Source organism: Vibrio sp. 16, from assembly GCF_963681195.1.
GTDB lineage: Bacteria > Pseudomonadota > Gammaproteobacteria > Enterobacterales > Vibrionaceae > Vibrio > Vibrio sinaloensis_D.
This window is the reverse complement of the sequence record NZ_OY808998.1, coordinates 737670-758878: the sequence shown is the minus strand read 5'-3', so window position 1 is coordinate 758878 and position 21209 is coordinate 737670. Positions and strand designations below refer to the sequence as shown.

The following is a 21209-nucleotide window of genomic DNA, read 5'->3' as shown; positions in this document are numbered from 1 at the left end:
GATCAAGGGAGGAATTGATCATTGATCCGCAGATTGGGTGAGTAACAGGGGGCGAAGATTAATGGAGGACGCGTTGTCCTTGATCATAGTTCCGTGGTTCATTCCACGATTGCGCTGCCATAAAGTGAACATGGGATTCGATCAACTGATCCGACTCGGCTTGCCAACAGGTTTGCTCTTGCTGGTTACAGAACTCAAGCGTTAATACGGCCAGGTGTTGCAGGCGCTTCATGCACCAATCTTTAAGCTCTAGCTCACTGAGCGGATTCGAGACCACGTTTTGCAGTCGGCTGTAGGCTAACTGCAAATATTGATAGGCTTTGTCTGGCTTTTCATAATGATTGTGTTGGTAGACACGCAGGCACCCATCTAACCAGCAGGCGATAGCCTTGCTCTGAAGATCGGTGATCCTTGGACCCCAAACGGCATCTGGAACCGATTGGATCAATGATTCTAGGGTTTGCTCTTGATCATGCTTTCGAGTTTGATACCACACACCCATCTGTTCGACCCACGTGTCTAATGTCATCATGCTGCTTTAACCCATTGTTTTACAAAATGGTTTGGACCGACTTGTTTGTACTCTTCTTGCACAATGGCACTCTCTGCACGAATTTTGTCGGCATCCAGTGAATAGTTTGGTTCACTCTGCACCAATTTGCCAAATGGAAGATCCGGGTCTGGAACGGCAGAAATCAGCAATTGAGTGTAAGGATGCTGTGGATTGGTTAACAGCGCTTGAGTATCTCCCCATTCTACGATTTGGCCTTTGTACATTACCGCCGTCTCTTCGGCGATGTAATGCGCAGTCGCGAGATCGTGGGTAATGTAAAGAAAACCAATACCGAACTCTTTCTTCATTCGCTGCATTAGGTTGAGTACGCCCAGTCGAATCGATACATCGAGCATTGACGTCGGTTCATCGGCTAAGATCACCTCTGCGCCTACCGCTAAGGCTCTTGCTAGATTAACCCTTTGTCTTTGACCACCACTCAGCTCATGGGGAAATTTCTTAAGTGTATCCGGTGCTAACTCCACTAATTCAATCAGTTCTTGCAGTTTCGCGGGAATCTCATTTTTATCTGCGACTTGGTTGTGAATCTTTAACGGGCGGGTCAGGTGGTGCTCTATGGTGTGTGTGGGATTGAGCGAGCCAAACGGGTCTTGGAACACCATTTGGACCTTGCTGCGGTATTCAAGCAGCTCTTTGCGCCCTTCAATGTCGTCGATGTTTTTACCGTTAAACAAGATTTCACCCGAGGTCGCAGGGTAGACCTTTGTCATTAACCGCGCGCAGGTACTTTTACCGCAACCCGATTCCCCCACAAGCGCGAGAGTACGCCCTTTGTAGATATCGAAGCTGACGCCTTGCAGGGCTTTGAAACGCTCTTCAGAAGCGAAACCGCCGCCAATGGTGAACTCTTTAACGACGTTGTTCAGTCTAATAATGGGCTCGCTCATGCTGTCGCTCCTTCTTGATTGTGTTTACCTTCATGGATGTTCGGGAACGAAGCCCAAAGTTTTTGTGTGTATGGGTGTTGTGGTGCATTGCGTATCTGTTTTGATGCGGCGACTTCGACGATTTCGCCGTGGCGCATGATGGCGATGCGATCGCAAAGCTGGCTCATTAATGCGAGGTCGTGAGTGATAAATAGAACCGAGAAGCCAAACTCTTCACGAAGTTGGTAGATTTGCTGCAAGATCTCTCGTTGTACGACCACATCTAGTGCTGTGGTGGGTTCATCCATAATGATCAATTTAGGATTGAGTGATAACGCAATGGCAATCACCAAACGTTGACGCATACCGCCACTGAATTGGTGAGGGTATTCGCTGAGACGTTCACGTGGAATGTTGACCAGATCGAGTAGCTTTTCAGCGCGGTCTTGGGCCACTTCCTCACTCACACCTTGGTGGTGACGAAGCACATCGGCGAACTGCTCTTTGATTGGCAATACTGGGTTTAGCGAGTTCATGGCACTTTGGAATACCATCGCAATTTCACTCCAGCGAATGGCATTAATTTCCTCATCTGGAAGGCGCAATAAGTCTCTCCCTTGGAAGTGGATTTGTCCTCCAGAGATAAACGCTGGCGGCTTATGGAGACGATTGATGGCGAAAGCGATGGTGCTCTTTCCACAGCCTGACTCTCCTGCAAGGCCAAAGATTTCGCCTTTTCCGATATCAAAGCTCACCGACTTCACGGCTTGGAAATCACCGTGATCGGTAATGTAATCGACGCACAATTCGCGTATTTGAATAATGGGGTCGGCATGAAATGCATGCTCGAGAAACGATTGACTCATAAATCTACCTACCAAAAAAGTAAAAGATAATGATTATCATTAACTCTTAATTCGTGAGTGAAAAGAACTCATGGCAAAAAGGGTGAAGTGAGTCGAAAAAGCGTTGTTTAAATAGTATGCAAAGCGGCGCGTTGCGGGTGTTTCGAGCCAATGGAGGGAGAAGAAAAGTGAGAGCCAGATCAGCTTACTTTCATTGGGGGTAATCTTTTAAATGTACTTCGAGATAATGGGCCATGCAAAGCCTATTTATAGAAAAATAGATAAGACTTTTCGAACTATTAGCAGAATCACATTCTGGAGCTAAAATTCTTAACAAGGGGCGCGTTGTTTTGCTACAGATTAGCTGTCCCTAGCATGGTTTGTTCGGAGGTTTATATGTCCATTAATTCTATTGACCATGATGAAATGACTAAGATTGCAGATAAGTGGGACTTCACGGAAGAAGTCGAGTCAAAGAAGCCGGTAACATCGGTCAAATGTGCAGAAGCACGTCGTCGTATTGAAGCGCTCAGAGAGATTCGTGAAAGTGGCTTATCAATTGATGAAGCAAAGGAACTGGGCTTGTTGCACTAGTTGTCTTGTCTAATCTCAAATACCTAAGGGTGGCACATCAAGCCACCCTTTATTTTTGCGCTGTTTTTTTGATCTGATCCGCTTACAACCTACGATTGTTGCTCAACATTGGGCGTTGGTGTGGTATATTCCCACTCCATATTTTTACGGATACAGAGCGTTTTTTATGTCGATTAACCTTTCTAACCTTCCTGCCGAAGAGAAAAATAAGGTTGAGCTTGATAAGCAAGCGTCGTTTTTAGTTTGGAAGCTTCGTGAAGCGAAAGCTGTACCTGATGAAATCGATCAGGAAGCCGACAAAATTCGAGATGACAATGAACGAACGTTCTTTTTAGAATCCGTAGCCAAATATAAGCGAGTAATGGGTGTCGCCTAATGCGGGCCATTTCCTCTGCAAAGTGAGAAATTGAAAAGCTCTCGCTTTTTGCTAAAATCCTTCGCGTTAAATTGAATTAGAGAGAACATCCCGATGGGAAGAAGTTTTGAAGTGCGCAAAGCCTCTATGGCGAAAACAGCTGGCGCAAAAATTAAAGTTTATTCCAAATACGGTAAAGAAATTTACATGTGCGCGAAAAACGGTGGCTCAGACCCAGACATGAACTTGTCGCTAAAACACCTGATCGCAAAAGCTAAAAAAGACCAAGTTCCAGCACACGTTATCGATAAAGCAATCGACAAAGCGAACGGCGGTGGCGGCGAAGACTACGCACCAGCACGTTACGAAGGTTTTGGCCCTGGCGGCACTAGCGTGATCGTTGACTGTCTGACAGACAACGGCAACCGCACATTCCAAGACGTACGTCAGTGTTTCGTGAAAACGGGTGCGAAGATCGGTGTTGAAGGTTCTGTTTCTCACATGTTCGATCACCAAGCGGTATTCCAGTTCAAGGGTGATGACGATGAAATCATCCTAGAAACCTTGATGATGGAAGACGTTGACGTAACAGACGTAGAGCTTGAAGATGGCGTTATCACGGTATTTGCTCCGCATACCGAGTTCTTCAAAACGAAGACGGCTCTAAACGGTGCATTCCCTGACTTGACGCTAGATGTTGAGGAAATCACGTTTGTTCCTCAAACGCACACGCCAGTCGCGGGTGAAGATGCAGAGAAGTTCCAGAAATTCCTAGATCTTCTTGATGACTGTGATGATGTTCAGCAGGTTTACCACAACGCTGAGCTGTAATTGCAGCGAGATTAAAAAACCGAGCCAGAGTGCTCGGTTTTTTTATACCTGCGTGGTGGAGGTCGCTGTCGCAAGCCATGTTGCAAGTTTTCGAACCTGGGGTAAGACCGTCAGGTTAAGCAGTAATGCGCAGGGCCACGCCAGGGCGAAGCTTTGCATCCATATCGCGGGCCATTGGTCGCCAAACCCTAACTTATAGCCCGACAGTAGACCAGACATGATCGCGGCCATGGTAAAGGAGGAGAGTAGGGCTGAGAGCCAAAACTGTTTTCGATTCATAGTTTGTCCTTTATTCGCTTGTCGTGAAGAGAGAAAGAAGGATATAACTAGTCATTATTGAGAAAAATAAGCACATTTAGAACCATGAATTCCATATTTGGAAATATTGATGACCTTTACCTATTTTGCTGTGTGGTTGAAGAGGGTTCATTGCTTGCTGCGTCAAGAAAGCTGCAACTTCCTGTTTCGACCATGTCGCGTCGTTTATCTGCGCTAGAGTCACGTCTCAATACTCGCCTTCTTGAAAAGCAAGGACGGGAGCTTGTCGCCACTCAAAATGGTCAGCAAGCGTTTGAGTTGCTGCGCAGCGGTATGGAGTCCATTGAATCCAGTTTTGACCAACTCGTCTCAGACACCGAAGAGGTGTCGGGGTCAATTAAGTTAGCCTTGCCCCACAATTTTTATCGCGGATTTATCGCTGAGGTGGTCGAGCAGTTTTTAACCGACTACCCTAAAGTCACACTCGATTTAGTCCTTAGCCAAGAGCAAGCGGTTCCGCAGTCGGATCGAGATCTGTTGATGACGTTCGACGTAACGGGGCTTGATGAGATGATCGCTCGGCCGCTCTTTACGGCAAAACATGCCTTTTTTGCTAGCCCAGAGTATTTGCAGAGCATTGGCCAGCCCTTAACGACCTTGGAACAGCTTCCTCAGCTTGATTGGATTAGCGTTGATCACATAGTGGATATTCCTGTCTATCAAGACGATACCTTAGTGGAAATGCTAAAGATTCATCCTAGGTTGATCGTTAATGACATTATTTCGGTTTGCGCGGCGGTGGAAAAAGGACTCGGCATTGCGTCATTGCCCTTTCGTCATGTTACAGAAGAGATGAATTTGACCCGTGTTCTGCCTCAGTATCATCGCAGCGACAGACAAGCGTACCTTGTTTACAAGCAGCGGCGCTATCAACCTAAAGCGTTGACTTTATTCGTTGATGCTTTGTTGGAAGGGGTTAAAAACAGAGCCAAGATCGGTTAGGTTTACAGTGTAAAGTCAGTTGAGCTCTTAAGGATAGAAGATGAGTAAAGTCGTGATTGTGACCGGTGGTGGACGAGGAATTGGAGCGGCGACTTGCGTGCTGCTCGCAAAGCAAAACTACAAGGTGTGTGTTAACTACCATTCTAATCAGCAACAAGCGCACTCGGTTGTCGATAAGATTGTAGAGCAAGGCGGCGAGGCGTTTGCCTATCAAGCGGATGTGAGTGACGAGAATCAAGTTCAAGCCATGTTTGTCGCAACTCGTCAGCGTTACGGCGACGTGACGCATTTGGTTAACAATGCCGGGATTCTCTTTACTCAATCTGAACTGCACAACATCGACGTTAAGCGATTTAAGCAAGTGCTCGACACCAATGTGATTGGCTGCTTTGTCTGCTGCAAAACCTTTATCAATCAGTTCGATCACGCTATCGAGCATGGGGCGATTGTGAATGTCTCGTCGGCAGCCTCTCGACTTGGTGCCCCTTTTGAATACGTCGATTACGCGGCATCAAAAGGGGCGATGGACTCGATGACCACAGGGCTATCGTTGGAGCTGGCTGGGCAGAATATCCGCGTGAATGGTGTGCGTCCGGGCTGTATTTATACCGACATGCACGCCGACGGAGGCGAGCCGGGAAGAGTTGACCGCCTTGGTCCCAATCTTCCTCTCAAGCGCGGAGGAACACCCGAAGAAGTCGCTAATGCCATTGCGTGGTTGCTCAGCGAGGAAGCATCGTATGTGACCGGCTCTTTTGTCGATTTAGCGGGTGGTCGCTAGCAAGCACATCTGCGTGACCTGTCTGACGCTCGGCAAGGTTGAACGAAGGCGCATCTTACCAGTTCTATTTGGTCAATCGGCCTCACGGTTGGCCAGTTGGTGTAGGTCGAGCGCTTCTTCTTTATCGCCCATGCTGCTCGTTATCGACGCCTCTTGTGACGCCAAATCTACTGCCAAAGCTATCTGGCAATCTTGCTTGATCCAAGTTATCGTCAATGATGTGCCCCCTCCTGAAACTTCAAATTCACCATCGAAAGCGGGGTGACGATTGCGCAGCCTGATGAGTTCCATTAGCCCTTTGACCACGGATTTTTGCTGTCGTGAATGGACCTCTTGCGGCGTTAAATAGGGGCGGTTGATGTCACGGCCGACTTGGGTTTTCTTTAGCAGTTCGACGTCGTTCTCCATGGCAAACAAACCCGCGTAATAGACTTGGGGAACGCCCGGGCTGAAGAACTGAATAGCTCGCGCGATAAGGTAGTGAAAGTCATTTCTTCCCAGTGCGTCGTAATAGCTGCAATTGACTTGATACAAGTCGAGGTTGTTCGCCGCTGCGCCCGTCGCCAAACGGCTTTGACCGCCACTATTGGTATGGATGGATTCAACCAGACTATCAATTTGAGATGGCGTCAGTAGCCCTGATTTATCGCCTTCGGGACCCGCATCAATAATGCCAATACCATCATGTGTATCCAACACAGTCAGGCAGTTGCGCGGCGCAATGCCCAACCAATGAATCAGCGGATCGACATCGTTAGCGGACAGAGCATGCAATACCAGCGGCGGGAGGGCAAAGTCATAGACTCGATGAACCCGTTTCGCGACATCAATCTGCGTTTGATAGTGGCTATGAATCTCGGCGATGGTTTCCATGCCCAGTTGATTGGCCCGCTGAGATAGAGCATCAATGAAATCAAACGTCTCATCGAGCATAAAGCAGCTGCTATTTGCGCGTTTGATCGCGTAGCCTGCGGCGTCTAAGCGGATAATTTTCACCCCATTGTCAGCGAACAGTTGCAACACTTGCTCGAGATACGCTTTGCCCTCGGGGTGTTCCACATTGATGTCAATTTGGTTGTCGGTAAAGGTGGTCCAAAAGTTAACTTGCTGACCCGATTTGAGCGTTTTGGCGCTAAAACAGCGGTTGGGGCGGGGACGATAAATGGCCTCTGCTTGGCTATCAGTGATGCCGCTTGGGAAGATGTCTTGCTCTTTGAGAAACAGAGACCAATAGGCGGACTCCTCACCATAGTTAAGCACATCGATAAACTGCGGAGACTGAGCCGACGCATGATTGACGATAAGGTCTGCCATGATGTCACAGTGTTCACTGAGCGCTTTGACATCTGCCCAGTTGCCTATGCGTGGGTCAACCAATTGATGGTCTATCGGATCAAACCCTGCATCGCTGCCGTCGATAGGATAAAAAAACGGTAGCAGATGAACGGCGGAAAAAAGGCCGCTCAACTCAGTGGTGAGCAGTGTATTCAATGCGGGTAAATCGGCGCCACTTAAGCGGTCAACGTAAGCGATCAACTGAACCTTATTTTGCATGATAGAACGTTCCTGTATCGAGTTCGCGAGAGAGCAGAAGCCAGAATCCACTATCACAAGTGTTTAAGAGAGAGACCATCTTGGTTGAAGAGGTGGATCTTCTCGACATCCGCTTTTAGATGGATTTGTTCCCCGCGATGGAAATCTAAGATCCCGGGTAACTTCGCTACTATGGCTTCCTCATGTCCCTCGGCGTTGATATGGAGCAAGGTGACTTCGCCCAATGACTCGACAAACAGCACGGTTCCGGAGATGAGCGCTTCCTCTTGGTTTGCAACAAGAAAATCTTCTGGGCGAACGCCCAATTGAAGCTGGCTTCCTTTTAGCTCAGGGGCGGCGGCAATGGGGATATCGATGTGCAGACCACTTTCGGCGCTCACTTTGCATTTATCGCCCGCTTCAATCAGTGTTGCGGCGCTTAGGTTCATGGCCGGAGAGCCAATGAACTGAGCAACAAACACATTGGCTGGATTCGTATAGAGTTCAAGCGGCGTACCGACTTGTTCGATTTTCCCTGCTGAGAGCACCACGATGCGATCGGCAAGCGTCATTGCCTCGACCTGATCATGGGTTACATAGATCATGGTGGTTTGTTCAAGTTGCTCTTTCAGGTTGGCAATTTCAATACGGGTTTGCACACGCAGCGCCGCATCTAGGTTGGAGAGTGGCTCATCAAATAGGAACACCTTGGGTTGGCGCACGATGGCGCGTCCGATCGCCACACGCTGGCGCTGACCACCAGACAGTGCTTTGGGTAGTCTGTCGAGGTAGGGCTCAAGTTGCAGCATTCTGGCGGCTTCCATCACTCGCTCATGAATGGCTTCTTTTGATTCTTTGGCGATGCGCATGGCAAACGCCATATTGTCATACACCGTCATGTGCGGGTAGAGAGCATAGGTTTGAAACACCATCGCAATACCGCGCATAGCGGCGGGCAAATCGTTGACGCGGGCTTGTTCAATAAAGAGGTCGCCAGAAGTAATTTCCTCTAGCCCCGCGATCATACGCAATAGTGTCGATTTTCCACAGCCAGAAGGGCCGACAAACACAACAAATTCACCCTGGCGAATATCGAGGTCGATGCCGTGCAGAACTTGCGTGTCACCGTATGATTTGGTTACGTTGGTTAAAGCTAATCCTGTCATTTCATTATTCTCATCATTTGCAAACGGCTTATTTGACTGAGCCAGAAAGAAGTCCACGAACTAAGTAGCGTTGTAGGGTAAAAAAGACCGCTAACGGCACCGCAATAGAGACAAAGGCCGATGCGGTAAGGATTTCCCAGTTGCCGCCTCTAGAACCAAGCAGCTCACGCAATCGTGCGGTTAACACCATGTGTTCTTCGCCGGTACCAAGAAATACCGTAGCCACCAGCAGATCGTTCCAAACCCATAAGAATTGGAAAATGCCAAATGAGGCGAGGGCAGGAAAAGAGAGCGGCAGCACAATGCGCATAAAGATTTCAAAGTCGGTAGCCCCATCTACTTTCGCAGATTCAATGATCTCTCGTGGCAAACTGGAGATGTAATTGCGCAGCAGATAGATAGCCAAGGGCAAGCCAAAGCCAGTGTGGGCGAGCCAAATCCCGAGATAGGTTTTTGCCCCCACGCCAAAAAAGGCGCCGATATCGTTGTAGAGTCTTAATAGTGGAATCAATGACATTTGCAAAGGCACCACGAGTAAGCCAACCACTAACGCAATCAACAGGTTTCGACCGGGCATTTTCATCCAAGAGAGTGCGTAGGCCGCGTAAGCCGCAATCAATATCGGAATGATTGTGGCGGGTATGGTGACGGTTAGGGAGTTGATAAATGAGCGACCAATCCCTTCTGCGGTCAGCACTTCTTGATAGTTATCCAAGCCGAATTTGGGAGGCACAACAGCGGTAAAGAAAATTCGCTTGCCTCGCGAGCCAGTAAACGGCTCGGGTGAGGTCATCTGATATTGGCCATTTTCTGCAACCGTGAGTGTGCCGTCATTTCGCATTTGCGCCACTTCGCCTGGTTGGTAACGGGTAGGCTCACGCGAAGAAAACCCAAACGCGCTGATGGTACTCGGCTTGCCATCTACCAGCAGTTGGCCTTGAAGAACATATCGATCCCCTTGTTTCACTTGCTTGTCTGGCACCTCGGTACGCTCTACCAAGTTCTGCTGCGAACTGGTGAGAGATGTCCACCAACCGGAAATCGCCAATTGGTCTTTGTCGCGAAACGACGAAATAAAAAGACCCGCTGTGGGTAAGGTCCACAGCACCACAATCACAAACACCGAAAAGTGAACCAAAAGCGTCAGCGGTGAGCGCCTAAGTTTGCTCATGCTGAATGTTGCGTTACTCGCAGACGTTGAATCTGACATTAGCGATCCTCCATTTGCGCGCTCGCTTGGCGCATGTTCCAAACCATCACTGGGACAACGGCAACCATAATGATTACCGCAATGGCAGCTCCACGTCCAAAATCACCGCCGCCTCGGAACATCCAGTCAAACATCATGTTCGCGAGAACTTGGGTGCTCCATTGGCCGTTGGTCATCGCCAAAACAATATCGAAAACTTTCAGTACCAAAATGGTGATGGTGGTCCACACCACGGCAATGGTGCCCCAAATCTGTGGAATAAGGATCTTGAAGAAGATTTGCACTCCACTCGCGCCATCAAGAACAGCGGCTTCTACCGTCTCTTCTGGGATACCGCGCAGCGCAGCGGAGAGGATCACCATCGCAAAACCGGTTTGGATCCAAATTAAGATCACCATCAAGAAGAAGTTGTTCCAAAATGGGATCGTGATCCAGGCTTGGGCGGTGCCACCAAACGCTTCAACTACGGCATTGAGAATACCGATTTGCTCTGATCCAGGAGCGCGATAGTCGTAGACAAATTTCCAAATGATGGATGCACCGATAAACGAGATTGCCATCGGCATAAAAATCAGACTTTTGGCGATATTGCCCCAGCTGACTTTGTCTGTCAGAGCGGCGATAACCAGACCGAAAAACGTCGACGCCGCAGGGACAACCAGCAACCAAAGTAAGTTGTTAAACAGCGATTCGCGAAATTCAGGGTCGTTAAAGAGCCATAGGTAATTGGCGAGGCCAACAAATTGGTCGCCGTTTCTGTCGTGCAGAGACAGCACTATCGACTCAAATACCGGATACACCAGATACAAACCAAGAAAACTCAAGGCAGGGCCAAGAAACAACCAAGGACGAATGGATGCGGCACGTCGCAAGTTGCGAGCCATGGTTTGATTGGAGACGTTTTTGGTTGGAAAGATCACACTCAGCAACCAGTTGGTGCCCAAAAAGTAGACCACGCAACTGGCAACGCCTAACGCCATGATAAAGAGTGAGGAGTAAAGCTGTTCCATTGCTATTTCACCTATCGCTGTCGAATTCGTTCTCGAGGCAACAGAAAGCCGATAGAGCGGGTGCCTATCGGCTTTCAACGTGGGAGGTTACTTCAACGCATCCCAAGTGGTTTGAACGTCGTTGGCAACGTCTTGGGCAGATTTACCACCACTGTAGTCCACCATGCCTGTCCAGAAGGCGCCTGCGCCAATTTTGCCCGGCATCAGATCAGAGCCATCGAACCGGAAGGTTGTCGCTTGCAGCAATATCTCACCCTGTTTTTTCAGCGTTTCATTGCCATAGGCATCCACGTTTGCTCCTTTATGTGGCGTTAAGAAGCCTGATTGCGCCATCCAAATTTCATGGGCGATGGGTGATTGTAAGAACTCCATAAAGGCGCGCGCTGCAGGTGAATCTTTAGTGATGCTCCACATGGTACCAGCGCCGAGTACTGGCTTACCTAACGGTTTCGATTCGTAGGCAGGGAAGTAGAAGAAATCAACGTCTGCACCTAGCTGAGTGCCTTCAGGGAAGAAGCTTGGAATAAAGGAGGCTTGGCGATGCATGTAACATTTGACCGGAGAGGTGAACAATCCTTTCGGCGAGTCGCGGAAGTCGGTTGCAGCAACTGCGCGAGCGCCGCCATCAACAAAGGCATCGTTGCGTACAAACCAACCGAATTCTTCGATCGCATTGACCACTTTGGCATCGTTAAACTTGAGCTCGTTGGTGACCCATTTGTCGTAGTCCGCTGGCGATTGAGTGCGCAGCATCATATCTTCTACCCAGTCAGTTGCAGGCCAGCCTGTTGCACCGCCCGAGCCTAAACCAACACACCAAGGAGTTTCGCCATCTTTGACGATTTGCTCGGTCAACGCTTTTAATTCTTCCATGGTTTCAGGGACTTCGTAGCCCGCATCTTCAAAGTTTTCAGGGACGTACCAAACCAGCGATTTCAAATCGACCTTGTAGAAAAATCCATACAGTGCGTCTTTGCCATCTTTACCGGCAAAGGTTCCCAAATCGACCCATGAAGAACCGGCGGCATAGTTGTCGTTGATCCATGTTGCTGTCTTTGGCTCTAGGGGGGTCAAGAAGCCTTTAGAAGCGAGATCGGCAGCCAAGCCTGGCTGAGGGAAAATCGCAATATTCGGCGCACTGCCTGCTTGAACATCGATGGCGATTTGTTGCTCAAACGAGTCTGAACCAGAGTAGTTCACTGTGGCGCCTGTAGCGGCTTCAAAGTAAGCAATCACGCTTTCAACTAACTCTTTATCTTGAGTAAGCCAAGGACCAAAGATGGTGATGGTTTGACCTTTCAGATCTTGACTCTTCAAAGCCTCGTAGCTTTGCCAATTGAAGCGAGCGTCCTCGCCGGGAGTATATTTTAAATCAGCAGCGATGGTAGGGAGGGACAGCACCGCGACAGCAATCGAACTAGCAAGTAGAGTGGTTTTCATTGGTTAGACTCCGTGTTCAGATACCTAATTAACGTTTCTTGTTATCAAACCGAACTTTGTTGAGATGACCGTTTATGGTGGTTATCTCTTAATCGATTAAGTTATCACTAATCAAAATATAAGTACTTCCAGAGATTGCTTGTTTTTTAGCCTTGTGTTGTGCTTTTGATCATATTTACTGCTGTTATTTTGAACAAAAGTTGATCAGGTTCAAAGTTGATCAGTTTGCTTCTCTGCTTCGAGTACTGGTTTTTACTTAATCGTTTTAGACTTTAAAAAATTGAGGCTACCTTTGCCTCCAGAACAAGACGTTTGGACTTAGCCCTATCATGCAGAATAAAAAGCCGACACTTAAAACCGTAGCTGAGTATCTCGGGGTTTCCACCGCGACGGTGTCGAATGCCTTTAACCGACCAAACCAGCTCTCTAAATCGCTGCGAGAGAAGATTCTCTCAGAGTGCGAAAACCTCGGTTACAGTGGACCAAGCATCACTGCGCGCAGCCTTCGTACTGGTAAAACAGGGGTGATTGGGCTGTTATTGGCTGACAACCTTGCGTTCAACTTTACCGATCCTGTTGCGACGGAGTTTCTTGCGGGGATTTCTCAATTGCTTGACCAAGAGCACGTCAACATGTTGATGCTGCCGTCCAATACTGAGAATTATCAGAACACTCAAGTCGAGACGATTCCAGACAGCTTTATTGTGTATGGCAAACCGATGGACGCCAACGTCATGAACTTGATTACGCGTCAGCGCAAACCTTTAGTGACGGTCGATTTTTGTTGGCCAGACATTCCCTCGATTAACGTTGATAACGAACAAGCCTGTTATGACATCGCAAGCCACGCTATTCACAGCCCTGATGACCATATCTTGATCCTTGGTTTGCGCTTGGAATCGACCAATGCACTGGCACTGGCCAATCTAGACAACCTGTACACAGAGGAAGAATCGGTGTCGAGATGCCGCTTTGAAGGCTACAAACGGGCGATTCACGACAAGGGGGCTACGCTGGATGTGGATAATGTGTGGCAAATCCATGAGCTTGAGAAACCGGTTCTAAAAACCATGTTGAGAGGCGCGTTGACCTCACCGCAGTGTCCCCAAGTGCTGCTGTGTATGAGTGACAAGATTGCTCTCGCAGCCCTTGAGGTGACCCAAGAGCTCGGATTAATCGTTCCAGATGAGATTCGTATTGTCGGATTTGATGATATTCCTGCTGCAGAGTCAGCCGGATTAACCACGGTCAGACAGCCGATTATGCATAAAGGGCAGCTTGCCGCCCAAATGGCGATGGGACACATCCCATACCAAACCATGGTACTCGACACCGAGTTGATGATTCGACGTACCAGTTAGGCCTGTATAACCCGTTTAAGGAGCAACGATCATGAGTACGCAGCAACTCGATAAGCGCTGGTGGCACAATTCGGTTGTCTACCAAATTTACCCGCGAAGCTTCAATGATGCGAATGGCGATGGGATCGGTGATATTCCTGGTATCATCGACAAACTCGACTACATTGCGGAGCTGGGTGCCAATGTCATCTGGTTGAGTCCTGTGTATCAATCGCCGATGGACGACAACGGCTATGACATCTCCGACTATCAGAAAATTGCTCCTGAATTTGGCACCATGGCCGATATGGATAGGCTGATCGCTGAAGCGGACAAGCGCGGTATCAAGATTGTGATGGATTTGGTGGTCAACCATACCTCAGACGAACACCCTTGGTTTATTGAATCACGCAGCAGCAAAGATAGCCCCAAACGGGATTGGTATATTTGGAAAGACCCTAAGCCTGATGGCAGTGAGCCAAACAACTGGGAGTCTTTTTTCAAACCTAAGGCTTGGACGCTTGATGAGAACACTGGGCAGTATTACCTGCATCTGTTCAGCAACAAGCAGCCTGATCTCAATTGGGCGAATCCAGAAGTGCGTGAAGCCGTCTACGACATGATGCATTTCTGGCTGAAAAAAGGATTGGGTGGTTTTCGTATGGATGTCATCAACATGATTGGTAAACCCTCCGATTACCCCGATGCGACGATCTTCGATCAAGGGGTTGCGGGGTGGGAGCATTGGTCCAATAACTTGTTGGTTCACCAATACCTGCGTGAAATGCACGACAAAGTCCTCAAACATTATGATGTGTTAACCGTGGGAGAAACGCCTTTCACTACCACCCTTGATGGGCGTTATTATTCGCATCCTGATCGCAACGAAATCAGCATGATATTCCAGTTCGAGCACGTCAGTATCGATAGGGAAGAGCACAATGCGGTGAAAAAACCGTTCGATTTGGTTCAATACAAAGAGATCATGACTCGCTGGCAAGAAGACTTGTATCAGAAAGGCTGGAATAGTCTCTATTGGAGCAACCACGATCAGCCTCGCACGGTTTCGCGCTATGGATGTGACTCTGCAAAGTACCGCGTGGTGAGTGCGAAAATGCTCGGCACGGTACTGCATATGATGAGTGGTACGCCGTACATCTACCAAGGTGAAGAGATTGGCATGACCAACAAGCACTTTGACTCTATTGACGAGTTCAATGATTTGATGGCGAAATTCCACTATCAAAAAATGCGTGACAGAGGAGTAAGTGATGCGGATGCGGTGGCCTTTTTGAACGATTTTTCACGCGATCACGCTCGAGTCCCTGTGCAGTGGAACGATCAATTAAACGCTGGCTTCACCTCGGGGACGCCATGGCTGCCCGTCAATGACAACTATTCAGAGATCAACGCGGAACAGGCGGTGAATGACGATGACTCCATTTATCATCACTACCGCCGCTTGATTGCTTTGCGCCAAGGAGAGCAGTACGGTGACGTGATTGTGTATGGCGAGCATCAATTGCTGGACCCGCAAGACAGTGAAGTCTACGCCTACATCCGCAGTCATCAAGGCGAATCTCTGCTGACCATTGCAAACTTTAGTGGTAATAGTGTGGTGAGAAGTTATCCCGGCAGTGTCAAACAGCAAGTAATCAACAATTACCCAGAGACTGTTGAGAGCCTAACGGAAATGGCATTAAAGCCTTACCAAGCTTTGGTGATTGAACTGGCATAACCAAAAAGAGCCACCTTGCGAGGTGGCTCTTTACACTGTAAAGCGTGAGGAGGATTAGGCGATCAATTTTGTGAGCTTTCGCAGTGATTGATACGCCGCCGTTTGCTGCTCTTTTGCTTGGCAAACTGAAAGTAGGTCATCAATAAAATGGCTCAGCGCTCTGGCCTCCACTTTTCTTACCCCTCTTTGCTGCGTTTCGGTCAGGTAGTCATAAACCGACGCCGCGCCAAAATCGCCGAAAATCATCTCACACTCTTGATTGATTAATACGTTGTGGGCATAGAGATCGCCATGGCAAACCTTGTTGTCGTGCATGTGATTGAACACGTCCACCATTTGATCGACGATCTTCTCAATTTGTCTGACCGACAAGCGAAACTCTGGTTTGAACACATCGCGAGTGCAAGTTTCCAGTGTGGGTGGCAAACCAAGGTTGACGTAGTTATCAGGGATTAGTTTCATCACCAAAGCGAGAGATTCAGTGTCATCCACCAAACCGATCGACGCCACTAAATTGTCATGCGACCCCGTTTGTAGGCAGGCTTGTAACTCATCTTGTGGGTAGCCGTCGCTCGTGACTTCGCCTTTAAACACTTTGACTGCGACTTGATCTGGAAAATCGTAACGGCGATCCAGCCAATCGGCGTGCGAGATCACACCAGAAGCGCCCTGACCTAACACATGGTTGAGTCGGTAAGCGTCAGGCGAGACTCGCGGAACCGTGGCGGTTGTCATGGTTCGCTCACAGAACGGGTTGCCAGCAAACGCCATCCACGCCAGTTTAGGCAGAGTCAACAAGACATCAGGGAAGTGGGTGAGCTGATTGGCGGACAGTCTCACCAGTTCAAGGTTTTCGAGCTTGTCAAAACTGGTGGGCAATACCTTGATCATGTTTCCAGCAAGCGCCAGTTTTTGCAGACGTGGTCGATGACCGAGCGCTTCTGGAAGTTGCTCAATTTGGTTGTCGGTCAAAATCAGCCAACGTAGCTGCAGAGGTAATGCATCGCCTGATACGCGGGCGATCTTGTTACTTTTGAAGCCAACCATCTCAAGCTGCTTACAACGTCCGAGCACCAAAGGTAAATGCGTAAAACGGTTTTGGGAGGCGAAAACAATGGTCAGTTTAGGCAGTTCGGTTAACCAGTCAGGGAGGTCGGTCAGTAAGTTGTTTGATACGTCTAAGATTTCGAGTGAATCGGCCAAAGAGAGGATCTCGTCGGGTAGCTCGGTAAGCTGCTCTGAGAGTTTAAGCCGATGTATGCCGCGTAACTCGCCGCGTTTGAGTTGTTCTACTGTATGCAAACTGACTGCCTATAAGTGCTCGTGAATAGGAAAAGAGCGCGTATTCTACGCAGGTTGGATACAAAAGGCGAGGTGGGCCTATCTGCGCTTAGTCACAGGCGCAAATAGGCGTTGGAATTATGATTGTTTGATTAGCTGTCTATAGCTAAGCAAAGACAACAGAGCGAAGAAGGCAGGATCGCTCCAACCGAAGCCGACAAAGATCCCTGTCAATCCAGCATAGCCAGTTATTACGACACCAAGCAGGTTGGTGACAAGCAGTGCTTTGAGTAGCTGTTGCATTGTCTCTTTGTGCTCAATTGTTCTTAGAAACAGGCTTGCTGCCGCTACACCACCGAGAAAGATACTTGTGTGCTGAGACAGAAAGTAAGCGTACTTATCGTTAATCTCTACACCATACATTGGCCACATCATGGTCGGCAGAAAAAACAGTGCGAATGCAAACACAGTGTAGATGCTGCCGTGTAAGGTTAAAAACAGTCTATTGGTCATAGCGGTTCCTTACAGGCCAACTGGCCCACGATTGATTTCAGTCAGTGGCTGATTGATGTCAAAAATAACGCCACGCACTTCTGCAACTCCCATTTCTTTTAGTCGAGCGGCATGCATGTCTAGGTAATTTTGTACGCTGGTCTCATCTTGGAAAAGATAGATACCTCCACCTCGCTTTTCAGATCCGTTTTCTGTCCAGATTTTCCACATCATGCCGGGTTCTTGATTAATTGACTCCGCTAGACCTACCAATGCGCGAGACATCTCTTCGCCCATAGGGCCATGATATTCAAAATCGACTTGCAGTAATTTCATCTTAGTTTCTCCAATTGTTGTCTGTTGTGAACGCGTGTCGCTGTTCGATGGAGATATTGTTGTCTATATAAATTAAACAGAAAAGTTCATAATATTGCGCTTTAATGTCTAAAAAACTGACAGGTTGTGTGATGAGGTTGAAAAGTACACTTGAGCAATGGGTTACGCTGAAGGAAGTGGATAGAGCGGGCAGTATTCAAGCCGCAGCTTCGGCTTTAAACAAAAGCCATACCACCCTGATTTACTCGATCAAAAAGTTAGAAGATCAACTGGGCGTTAAGCTGGTGGAGGTGAAGGGAAGACGTGCCACAGTGACTGAGCATGGCCGTTCACTGCTTAGAAGAGCGAGCAGTATGCTTGAACAGGCCAGAGAGCTAGAAGACTTAAGCCAACAAATTTCAGCGGGTGTCGAGTCAGAGATTACCGTCGCGATGGATCACCTCTGCGACCCGAGCCTGCTCTATCAACCGATGGCAGAGTATCTTAGTCAAAACAGTACCACCTCCATTCAAGTTGTAGAGACTTCGCTTTCTAAAACGGCAGAAATGGTGACCAGCGAGCAAGCGGATATTGCAATAATTACTTTGCCGGTGACTAACTATCCTGCCGAAGCTTTTTCGATGACGAGTATGTTGCCCGTTGTCTCAAGTAAGCACCCACTCGCAAGTCAAAGTCAGGTTTGTATGTCGGATTTTGCCACTCATTGCCAAGTTGTCATTCGCGATCTGGGGGCGACTCAGGTTGAGAACAAAGAGCAAAATGTCGGCTGGTTAAAGGCGAATCAGCGGATTACCGTTGATAATTTTGATCATGCATTTCGGGCGGTGGAGCAAGGTGTCGGGTTTTGCCGCTTGCCAGAGCACATCATCAAGTCAAGAAACACAGGCCAGTTAAAGGTGCTTAAAGTCGAGCACAATGAAAAGTATCAAGTGCCGCTGCATATCACCCTACCTAAGGGAGCTAAAACGGGCCCGGCTGCCCTTTGCTTTTATGATTTCTTACGGAAAACGGCCCAATGAGTATGTTGCGAGAGTGAGAAAGTTAACTGAACGAGCGAAAAATTAACGAATTTGGTTGACGACAATCCTAATTTACGTAAATGAGAGTTGAGTTTTTCTTTTCTTACTAGATAATAAACGTAAATTTTACGTTTTGCGGTAGGAGAGCGCGAGTGAGTGCACCAAAAACTGACGCGGAACTAAAGAAAGCAACTATACATGAAGCAGCAAAAATCGCTGGTGTTTCAATTGCTTCCGTTAGTCGAGCCTTAAATAACAAGCCTGGTATTAGCGAGAAAACCAGAAAGAAAATTCTCGATATCTGTAAAGACCTTGGTTATGTTCCAAGCACGTCGGCCCGTGAACTAAGCGGCAGTCATAAGAACACGATTGCGATCTCACTGGGTCCCCATGACTTTTACGCTTCTCGATATCTAGGAATGCTATGGCCTTCACTGTCGGCGGCAATTAAAAACTCAGGCCGAAACTTATTACCCGTGAGCTTTGGTGAAGTGGATTTAGAGCAGGTTGGCGGCGCTGTGTTACTCGGTATTACAACCGATGATGAGCGCATTAAAACTTGCCAACAGTTAGATCTTCCTTTTGTTTGTATTGGCATGAGTGAAGGCTCGTTTTGGGTGGCACCGGATGATTTCAATGGTGGTCGAGAAGCAACGCAACACCTTGTAGATAAAGGCTTAACGGACATTTGCTTTGTGACTCCAACCACTTATGGTGATGGCTATCAGTTCCGTCATCAAGGCTATATGTCGGTGATGGCCAGCAATGCCTTACCTGTTCGAGAGTTACGTACTGGCGCTGATCCTTTGGGAGAAATCGCTGCTTATCGTTACTTCATGAATATTGATAAAAAGCAGCTTGAGGGCTATCAAGGCTTTGTTTGTGAGTGTGACGAAACGGCGCTTGGTGTTATCGCCGCTCTAAAAGATAGAGGGTATGAGCTTCCTCAGGATTTCTCCGTTGTAGGTTACGATGGTTTGCCGGGTATTTCTAAAGATTTAACCACCATAGTGCAAGATACCGATAAGATTGCTGCGCGCGTTGCATCTATGCTCGAGCAAGCCATTTTACGTGAACAGCCCGTGGGTTCGGTGGTTGAGGTAAGCTTAAAATTGGGCAAAACAACGTAAAAAACGATCATATAATTAACAATAACCTCAAAAAGCATGACTTCAGTCATGCTTTTTTTGTTTCTCCACGTCATAAAAGCGTAATGTGATCAACTTAACGTAAGCGTTTACGTAAATTGCGCATAATACCCTCAGATTTTGAAATGAAGGAATTGAGGGCAACATGAAAAAAACAATATTGGCAGTATCCCTACTTGCTGCCGGCCTATCTACTCAGGCTGTTGCAAATACCGAAGTAACCATTGCTGGTTGGGGAGGGAACGACGTAGTCGTACTGAACAAACTGGTTAATGACGTACTGGCAGATGATTTCGCAAAAGCCGGCTTAGAGGTTAAGTACCTAGCAGTAGAGGGTGACTTCTCTCAATTTATTACCAACTCCCTTTCAGCGGGCACTGCACCGGATGCGTTTTACGTTGATGTTGTGTTCGCTAACACGTTAGTTAACTCTGGCAAAGTTTCTCAAAATAACAGCAGCTTAGAAAAAGTCGCGGCCAACATGATTCCAAGCTTGAACTCGGCGTTTACGTTTAAAGGTAAACAGTACGGCGTGGCTAAGGATTTCAACACAATTGCACTGCAGTACAACAAAGACATTTTTGATGATGCTGAAGTCGCTTACCCAACCAATCGAGACTCTTGGGAAGATTTACGTAAAAAACTACTGGATGTGAAAAATGCGCTAGCAGATGAAGTCTCTGGTATCTGTGTTATGCCTGATTACGCGCGTTTTGCACCCTTTGCGCTCGCAACAGGCTGGACGCCATTCAACGCTGAAGGCAAAACCGTTCTGGATGAGAACTTCGAGCGTGCATTTAACTTCTACACTGGCTTAGTTACCGAAGACAAAGTGGGCATCTTGGCGACTGACCTTGGTCAAGGCTGGGGCGGCGGCTGTTTCGGTACGGAAGAAACAGCAATCGCTCTAGAAGGTAACTGGATCAGTGGTTACTTACGCGATAAAGCGCCAAACCTGCCTTATGGCACAACGTTGATGCCAAAAGATCCAGTAAGCGGTGAACGTGGCAACCTACTGTTTACTGTTGCTTGGGGCGTCAATGCAGATGGTAAGAACATTGAAGCGACGCAAAAAGCGGTCGAGATCCTAACTAGCCAAAAAGCACAAGAATGGGTGTTGGATTCAGGTCTTGCTCTGCCAAGCCGTGAAGCGCTTGGTAAGTCAGAGTTCTTTGCACAGCAAAAAGCAGAAAACGAACTGGCAAAACAAGTGTTTGAAGGTGCTCTTGAAGGAAATGTAGAGCCATTCGCATTTGGTAACTACGGCACAGCATGGATGACTCCGATTAATGAAGCATTGAACTCAGTGTTGCTTGGTCAGATGACGCAGAAAGAAGCGATCAAGATGGCGCAAGCTAAATACGATGCACTGATGGCGAAATAACGGGGC

Annotated in this window: 22 protein-coding genes; 10 read left to right on the top strand and 12 right to left on the bottom strand. The window is 48.0% G+C overall.

What is annotated here, in order from left to right; translation table 11 throughout:
- Positions 1-58: 58 nt before the first annotated feature.
- The 3 genes from U9J37_RS17755 to U9J37_RS17745 are packed head-to-tail and all read right to left on the bottom strand — an operon-like array spanning position 59 to position 2306.
- Positions 59-532 carry a hypothetical protein gene (locus U9J37_RS17755; RefSeq protein WP_005469248.1) on the bottom strand — a complete coding sequence of 158 codons (474 nt, stop codon included), beginning with the start codon at positions 530-532 and terminating at the stop codon, positions 59-61.
- Positions 529-1461 (bottom strand): ATP-binding cassette domain-containing protein, encoded by a 933-nt coding sequence (locus U9J37_RS17750; RefSeq protein ID WP_005469214.1) that lies wholly within the window; start codon positions 1459-1461, stop codon positions 529-531. The genes U9J37_RS17755 and U9J37_RS17750 overlap by 4 nt, the downstream gene beginning before the upstream one ends.
- Positions 1458-2306: an ABC transporter ATP-binding protein gene (locus U9J37_RS17745; RefSeq protein WP_005469102.1), complete on the bottom strand. Its 849-nt coding sequence runs from the start codon at positions 2304-2306 to the stop codon at positions 1458-1460. Before U9J37_RS17745 ends, U9J37_RS17750 begins: the two co-directional genes overlap by 4 nt.
- 375 nt (positions 2307-2681) lie before the next feature.
- Between U9J37_RS17745 and U9J37_RS17740 the strand changes: the two genes are divergently transcribed.
- The 3 genes from U9J37_RS17740 (at position 2682) to U9J37_RS17730 (ending at position 4065) form a co-directional block, all read left to right on the top strand.
- The gene (locus U9J37_RS17740; protein ID WP_005469028.1) at positions 2682-2879 is read left to right on the top strand and encodes a PA3496 family putative envelope integrity protein; all 198 of its coding nucleotides are present in this window, start codon (positions 2682-2684) and stop codon (positions 2877-2879) included.
- A gap of 166 nt (positions 2880-3045) precedes the next feature.
- Entirely contained in the window at positions 3046-3255 is a 210-nt protein-coding gene (locus U9J37_RS17735) for a DUF3283 family protein (protein ID WP_005469113.1), read from the top strand.
- Positions 3256-3348: 93 nt separating this feature from the next.
- Entirely contained in the window at positions 3349-4065 is a 717-nt protein-coding gene (locus U9J37_RS17730; RefSeq protein ID WP_005469305.1) for a YebC/PmpR family DNA-binding transcriptional regulator, read from the top strand.
- 42 nt (positions 4066-4107) lie between these two features.
- On the opposite strand, the gene U9J37_RS17725 is transcribed toward U9J37_RS17730, so the two are convergent.
- On the bottom strand, positions 4108-4344 hold the full coding sequence (locus U9J37_RS17725) for a DUF2798 domain-containing protein (RefSeq protein WP_038212244.1): 237 nt from the start codon (positions 4342-4344) through the stop codon (positions 4108-4110).
- Between the two features lie 84 nt (positions 4345-4428).
- On the opposite strand from U9J37_RS17725, the gene U9J37_RS17720 reads away from it, so the two are divergent.
- Both U9J37_RS17720 and U9J37_RS17715 read left to right on the top strand, forming a co-directional pair.
- Positions 4429-5325, top strand: a complete 897-nt coding sequence (locus tag U9J37_RS17720; protein WP_005469362.1) for a LysR family transcriptional regulator — start codon at positions 4429-4431, stop codon at positions 5323-5325.
- Between the two features lie 40 nt (positions 5326-5365).
- Positions 5366-6106, top strand: a complete 741-nt coding sequence (locus U9J37_RS17715; protein WP_005469048.1) for an SDR family oxidoreductase — start codon at positions 5366-5368, stop codon at positions 6104-6106.
- Between the two features lie 72 nt (positions 6107-6178).
- Here U9J37_RS17715 and gtfA read toward each other — a convergent pair whose 3' ends face one another.
- The 5 genes from gtfA to U9J37_RS17690 all read right to left on the bottom strand — a co-directional run bounded on the left by gtfA (position 6179) and on the right by U9J37_RS17690 (position 12465).
- Positions 6179-7660: a sucrose phosphorylase gene (gtfA, locus tag U9J37_RS17710; protein ID WP_005469320.1), complete on the bottom strand. Its 1482-nt coding sequence runs from the start codon at positions 7658-7660 to the stop codon at positions 6179-6181.
- Between the two features lie 53 nt (positions 7661-7713).
- Positions 7714-8805, bottom strand: coding sequence for an ABC transporter ATP-binding protein (locus U9J37_RS17705; RefSeq protein WP_039475348.1), 1092 nt, complete (start codon positions 8803-8805; stop codon positions 7714-7716).
- A 28-nt stretch (positions 8806-8833) separates the two neighbouring features.
- Complete coding sequence (locus tag U9J37_RS17700) at positions 8834-10015, bottom strand: carbohydrate ABC transporter permease (protein WP_005469099.1); 1182 nt, start codon at positions 10013-10015, stop codon at positions 8834-8836.
- Positions 10015-11025: a carbohydrate ABC transporter permease gene (locus tag U9J37_RS17695; RefSeq protein WP_005469357.1), complete on the bottom strand. Its 1011-nt coding sequence runs from the start codon at positions 11023-11025 to the stop codon at positions 10015-10017. The genes U9J37_RS17700 and U9J37_RS17695 overlap by 1 nt, the downstream gene beginning before the upstream one ends.
- A gap of 87 nt (positions 11026-11112) precedes the next feature.
- On the bottom strand, positions 11113-12465 hold the full coding sequence (locus U9J37_RS17690) for an ABC transporter substrate-binding protein (protein ID WP_005469293.1): 1353 nt from the start codon (positions 12463-12465) through the stop codon (positions 11113-11115).
- A 329-nt stretch (positions 12466-12794) separates the two neighbouring features.
- Here U9J37_RS17690 and U9J37_RS17685 point away from each other — a divergent pair, with 329 nt between their 5' ends.
- Both U9J37_RS17685 and U9J37_RS17680 read left to right on the top strand, forming a co-directional pair.
- A complete protein-coding gene (locus tag U9J37_RS17685) occupies positions 12795-13826 on the top strand; it encodes a LacI family DNA-binding transcriptional regulator (RefSeq protein ID WP_005469091.1) in 1032 nt (343 codons plus the stop codon).
- Between the two features lie 31 nt (positions 13827-13857).
- A complete protein-coding gene (locus U9J37_RS17680; protein ID WP_005469356.1) occupies positions 13858-15543 on the top strand; it encodes a glycoside hydrolase family 13 protein in 1686 nt (561 codons plus the stop codon).
- A 54-nt stretch (positions 15544-15597) separates the two neighbouring features.
- On the opposite strand, the gene U9J37_RS17675 is transcribed toward U9J37_RS17680, so the two are convergent.
- From U9J37_RS17675 to U9J37_RS17665, 3 genes are all read right to left on the bottom strand, one after another.
- Positions 15598-16845: a leucine-rich repeat-containing protein kinase family protein gene (locus U9J37_RS17675; protein ID WP_005469344.1), complete on the bottom strand. Its 1248-nt coding sequence runs from the start codon at positions 16843-16845 to the stop codon at positions 15598-15600.
- 117 nt (positions 16846-16962) lie between these two features.
- A complete protein-coding gene (locus tag U9J37_RS17670; RefSeq protein ID WP_005469369.1) occupies positions 16963-17337 on the bottom strand; it encodes a hypothetical protein in 375 nt (124 codons plus the stop codon).
- Positions 17338-17346: 9 nt separating this feature from the next.
- On the bottom strand, positions 17347-17652 hold the full coding sequence (locus U9J37_RS17665; RefSeq protein ID WP_005469295.1) for a monooxygenase: 306 nt from the start codon (positions 17650-17652) through the stop codon (positions 17347-17349).
- Positions 17653-17783: 131 nt separating this feature from the next.
- On the opposite strand from U9J37_RS17665, the gene U9J37_RS17660 reads away from it, so the two are divergent.
- The 3 genes from U9J37_RS17660 (at position 17784) to U9J37_RS17650 (ending at position 21203) form a co-directional block, all read left to right on the top strand.
- Entirely contained in the window at positions 17784-18671 is an 888-nt protein-coding gene (locus tag U9J37_RS17660; protein ID WP_043886447.1) for a LysR family transcriptional regulator, read from the top strand.
- Between the two features lie 152 nt (positions 18672-18823).
- Positions 18824-19801, top strand: coding sequence for a LacI family DNA-binding transcriptional regulator (locus U9J37_RS17655; protein ID WP_005469288.1), 978 nt, complete (start codon positions 18824-18826; stop codon positions 19799-19801).
- A gap of 163 nt (positions 19802-19964) precedes the next feature.
- Positions 19965-21203, top strand: a complete 1239-nt coding sequence (locus U9J37_RS17650; RefSeq protein ID WP_005469017.1) for a type 2 periplasmic-binding domain-containing protein — start codon at positions 19965-19967, stop codon at positions 21201-21203.
- Positions 21204-21209 lie beyond the last annotated feature (6 nt).

What these genes read in the sequence shown, in the direction of transcription:
- U9J37_RS17695 (WP_005469357.1), bottom strand. Translation starts at nt 11,025, where the DNA reads ATGGAACAGCTTTACTCCTCACTCTTTATCATGGCGTTAGGCGTTGCC.
- U9J37_RS17650 (WP_005469017.1), top strand. Translation starts at nt 19,965, where the DNA reads ATGAAAAAAACAATATTGGCAGTATCCCTACTTGCTGCCGGCCTATCT.
- U9J37_RS17660 (WP_043886447.1), top strand. Translation starts at nt 17,784, where the DNA reads ATGAGGTTGAAAAGTACACTTGAGCAATGGGTTACGCTGAAGGAAGTG.
- U9J37_RS17700 (WP_005469099.1), bottom strand. Translation starts at nt 10,015, where the DNA reads ATGTCAGATTCAACGTCTGCGAGTAACGCAACATTCAGCATGAGCAAA.
- U9J37_RS17750 (WP_005469214.1), bottom strand. Translation starts at nt 1,461, where the DNA reads ATGAGCGAGCCCATTATTAGACTGAACAACGTCGTTAAAGAGTTCACC.
- U9J37_RS17735 (WP_005469113.1), top strand. Translation starts at nt 3,046, where the DNA reads ATGTCGATTAACCTTTCTAACCTTCCTGCCGAAGAGAAAAATAAGGTT.
- U9J37_RS17715 (WP_005469048.1), top strand. Translation starts at nt 5,366, where the DNA reads ATGAGTAAAGTCGTGATTGTGACCGGTGGTGGACGAGGAATTGGAGCG.
- U9J37_RS17745 (WP_005469102.1), bottom strand. Translation starts at nt 2,306, where the DNA reads ATGAGTCAATCGTTTCTCGAGCATGCATTTCATGCCGACCCCATTATT.
- U9J37_RS17755 (WP_005469248.1), bottom strand. Translation starts at nt 532, where the DNA reads ATGATGACATTAGACACGTGGGTCGAACAGATGGGTGTGTGGTATCAA.
- U9J37_RS17705 (WP_039475348.1), bottom strand. Translation starts at nt 8,805, where the DNA reads ATGACAGGATTAGCTTTAACCAACGTAACCAAATCATACGGTGACACG.
- U9J37_RS17740 (WP_005469028.1), top strand. Translation starts at nt 2,682, where the DNA reads ATGTCCATTAATTCTATTGACCATGATGAAATGACTAAGATTGCAGAT.
- U9J37_RS17690 (WP_005469293.1), bottom strand. Translation starts at nt 12,465, where the DNA reads ATGAAAACCACTCTACTTGCTAGTTCGATTGCTGTCGCGGTGCTGTCC.
- U9J37_RS17725 (WP_038212244.1), bottom strand. Translation starts at nt 4,344, where the DNA reads ATGAATCGAAAACAGTTTTGGCTCTCAGCCCTACTCTCCTCCTTTACC.
- U9J37_RS17720 (WP_005469362.1), top strand. Translation starts at nt 4,429, where the DNA reads ATGAATTCCATATTTGGAAATATTGATGACCTTTACCTATTTTGCTGT.
- U9J37_RS17670 (WP_005469369.1), bottom strand. Translation starts at nt 17,337, where the DNA reads ATGACCAATAGACTGTTTTTAACCTTACACGGCAGCATCTACACTGTG.
- U9J37_RS17680 (WP_005469356.1), top strand. Translation starts at nt 13,858, where the DNA reads ATGAGTACGCAGCAACTCGATAAGCGCTGGTGGCACAATTCGGTTGTC.
- U9J37_RS17730 (WP_005469305.1), top strand. Translation starts at nt 3,349, where the DNA reads ATGGGAAGAAGTTTTGAAGTGCGCAAAGCCTCTATGGCGAAAACAGCT.
- gtfA (WP_005469320.1), bottom strand. Translation starts at nt 7,660, where the DNA reads ATGCAAAATAAGGTTCAGTTGATCGCTTACGTTGACCGCTTAAGTGGC.
- U9J37_RS17665 (WP_005469295.1), bottom strand. Translation starts at nt 17,652, where the DNA reads ATGAAATTACTGCAAGTCGATTTTGAATATCATGGCCCTATGGGCGAA.
- U9J37_RS17685 (WP_005469091.1), top strand. Translation starts at nt 12,795, where the DNA reads ATGCAGAATAAAAAGCCGACACTTAAAACCGTAGCTGAGTATCTCGGG.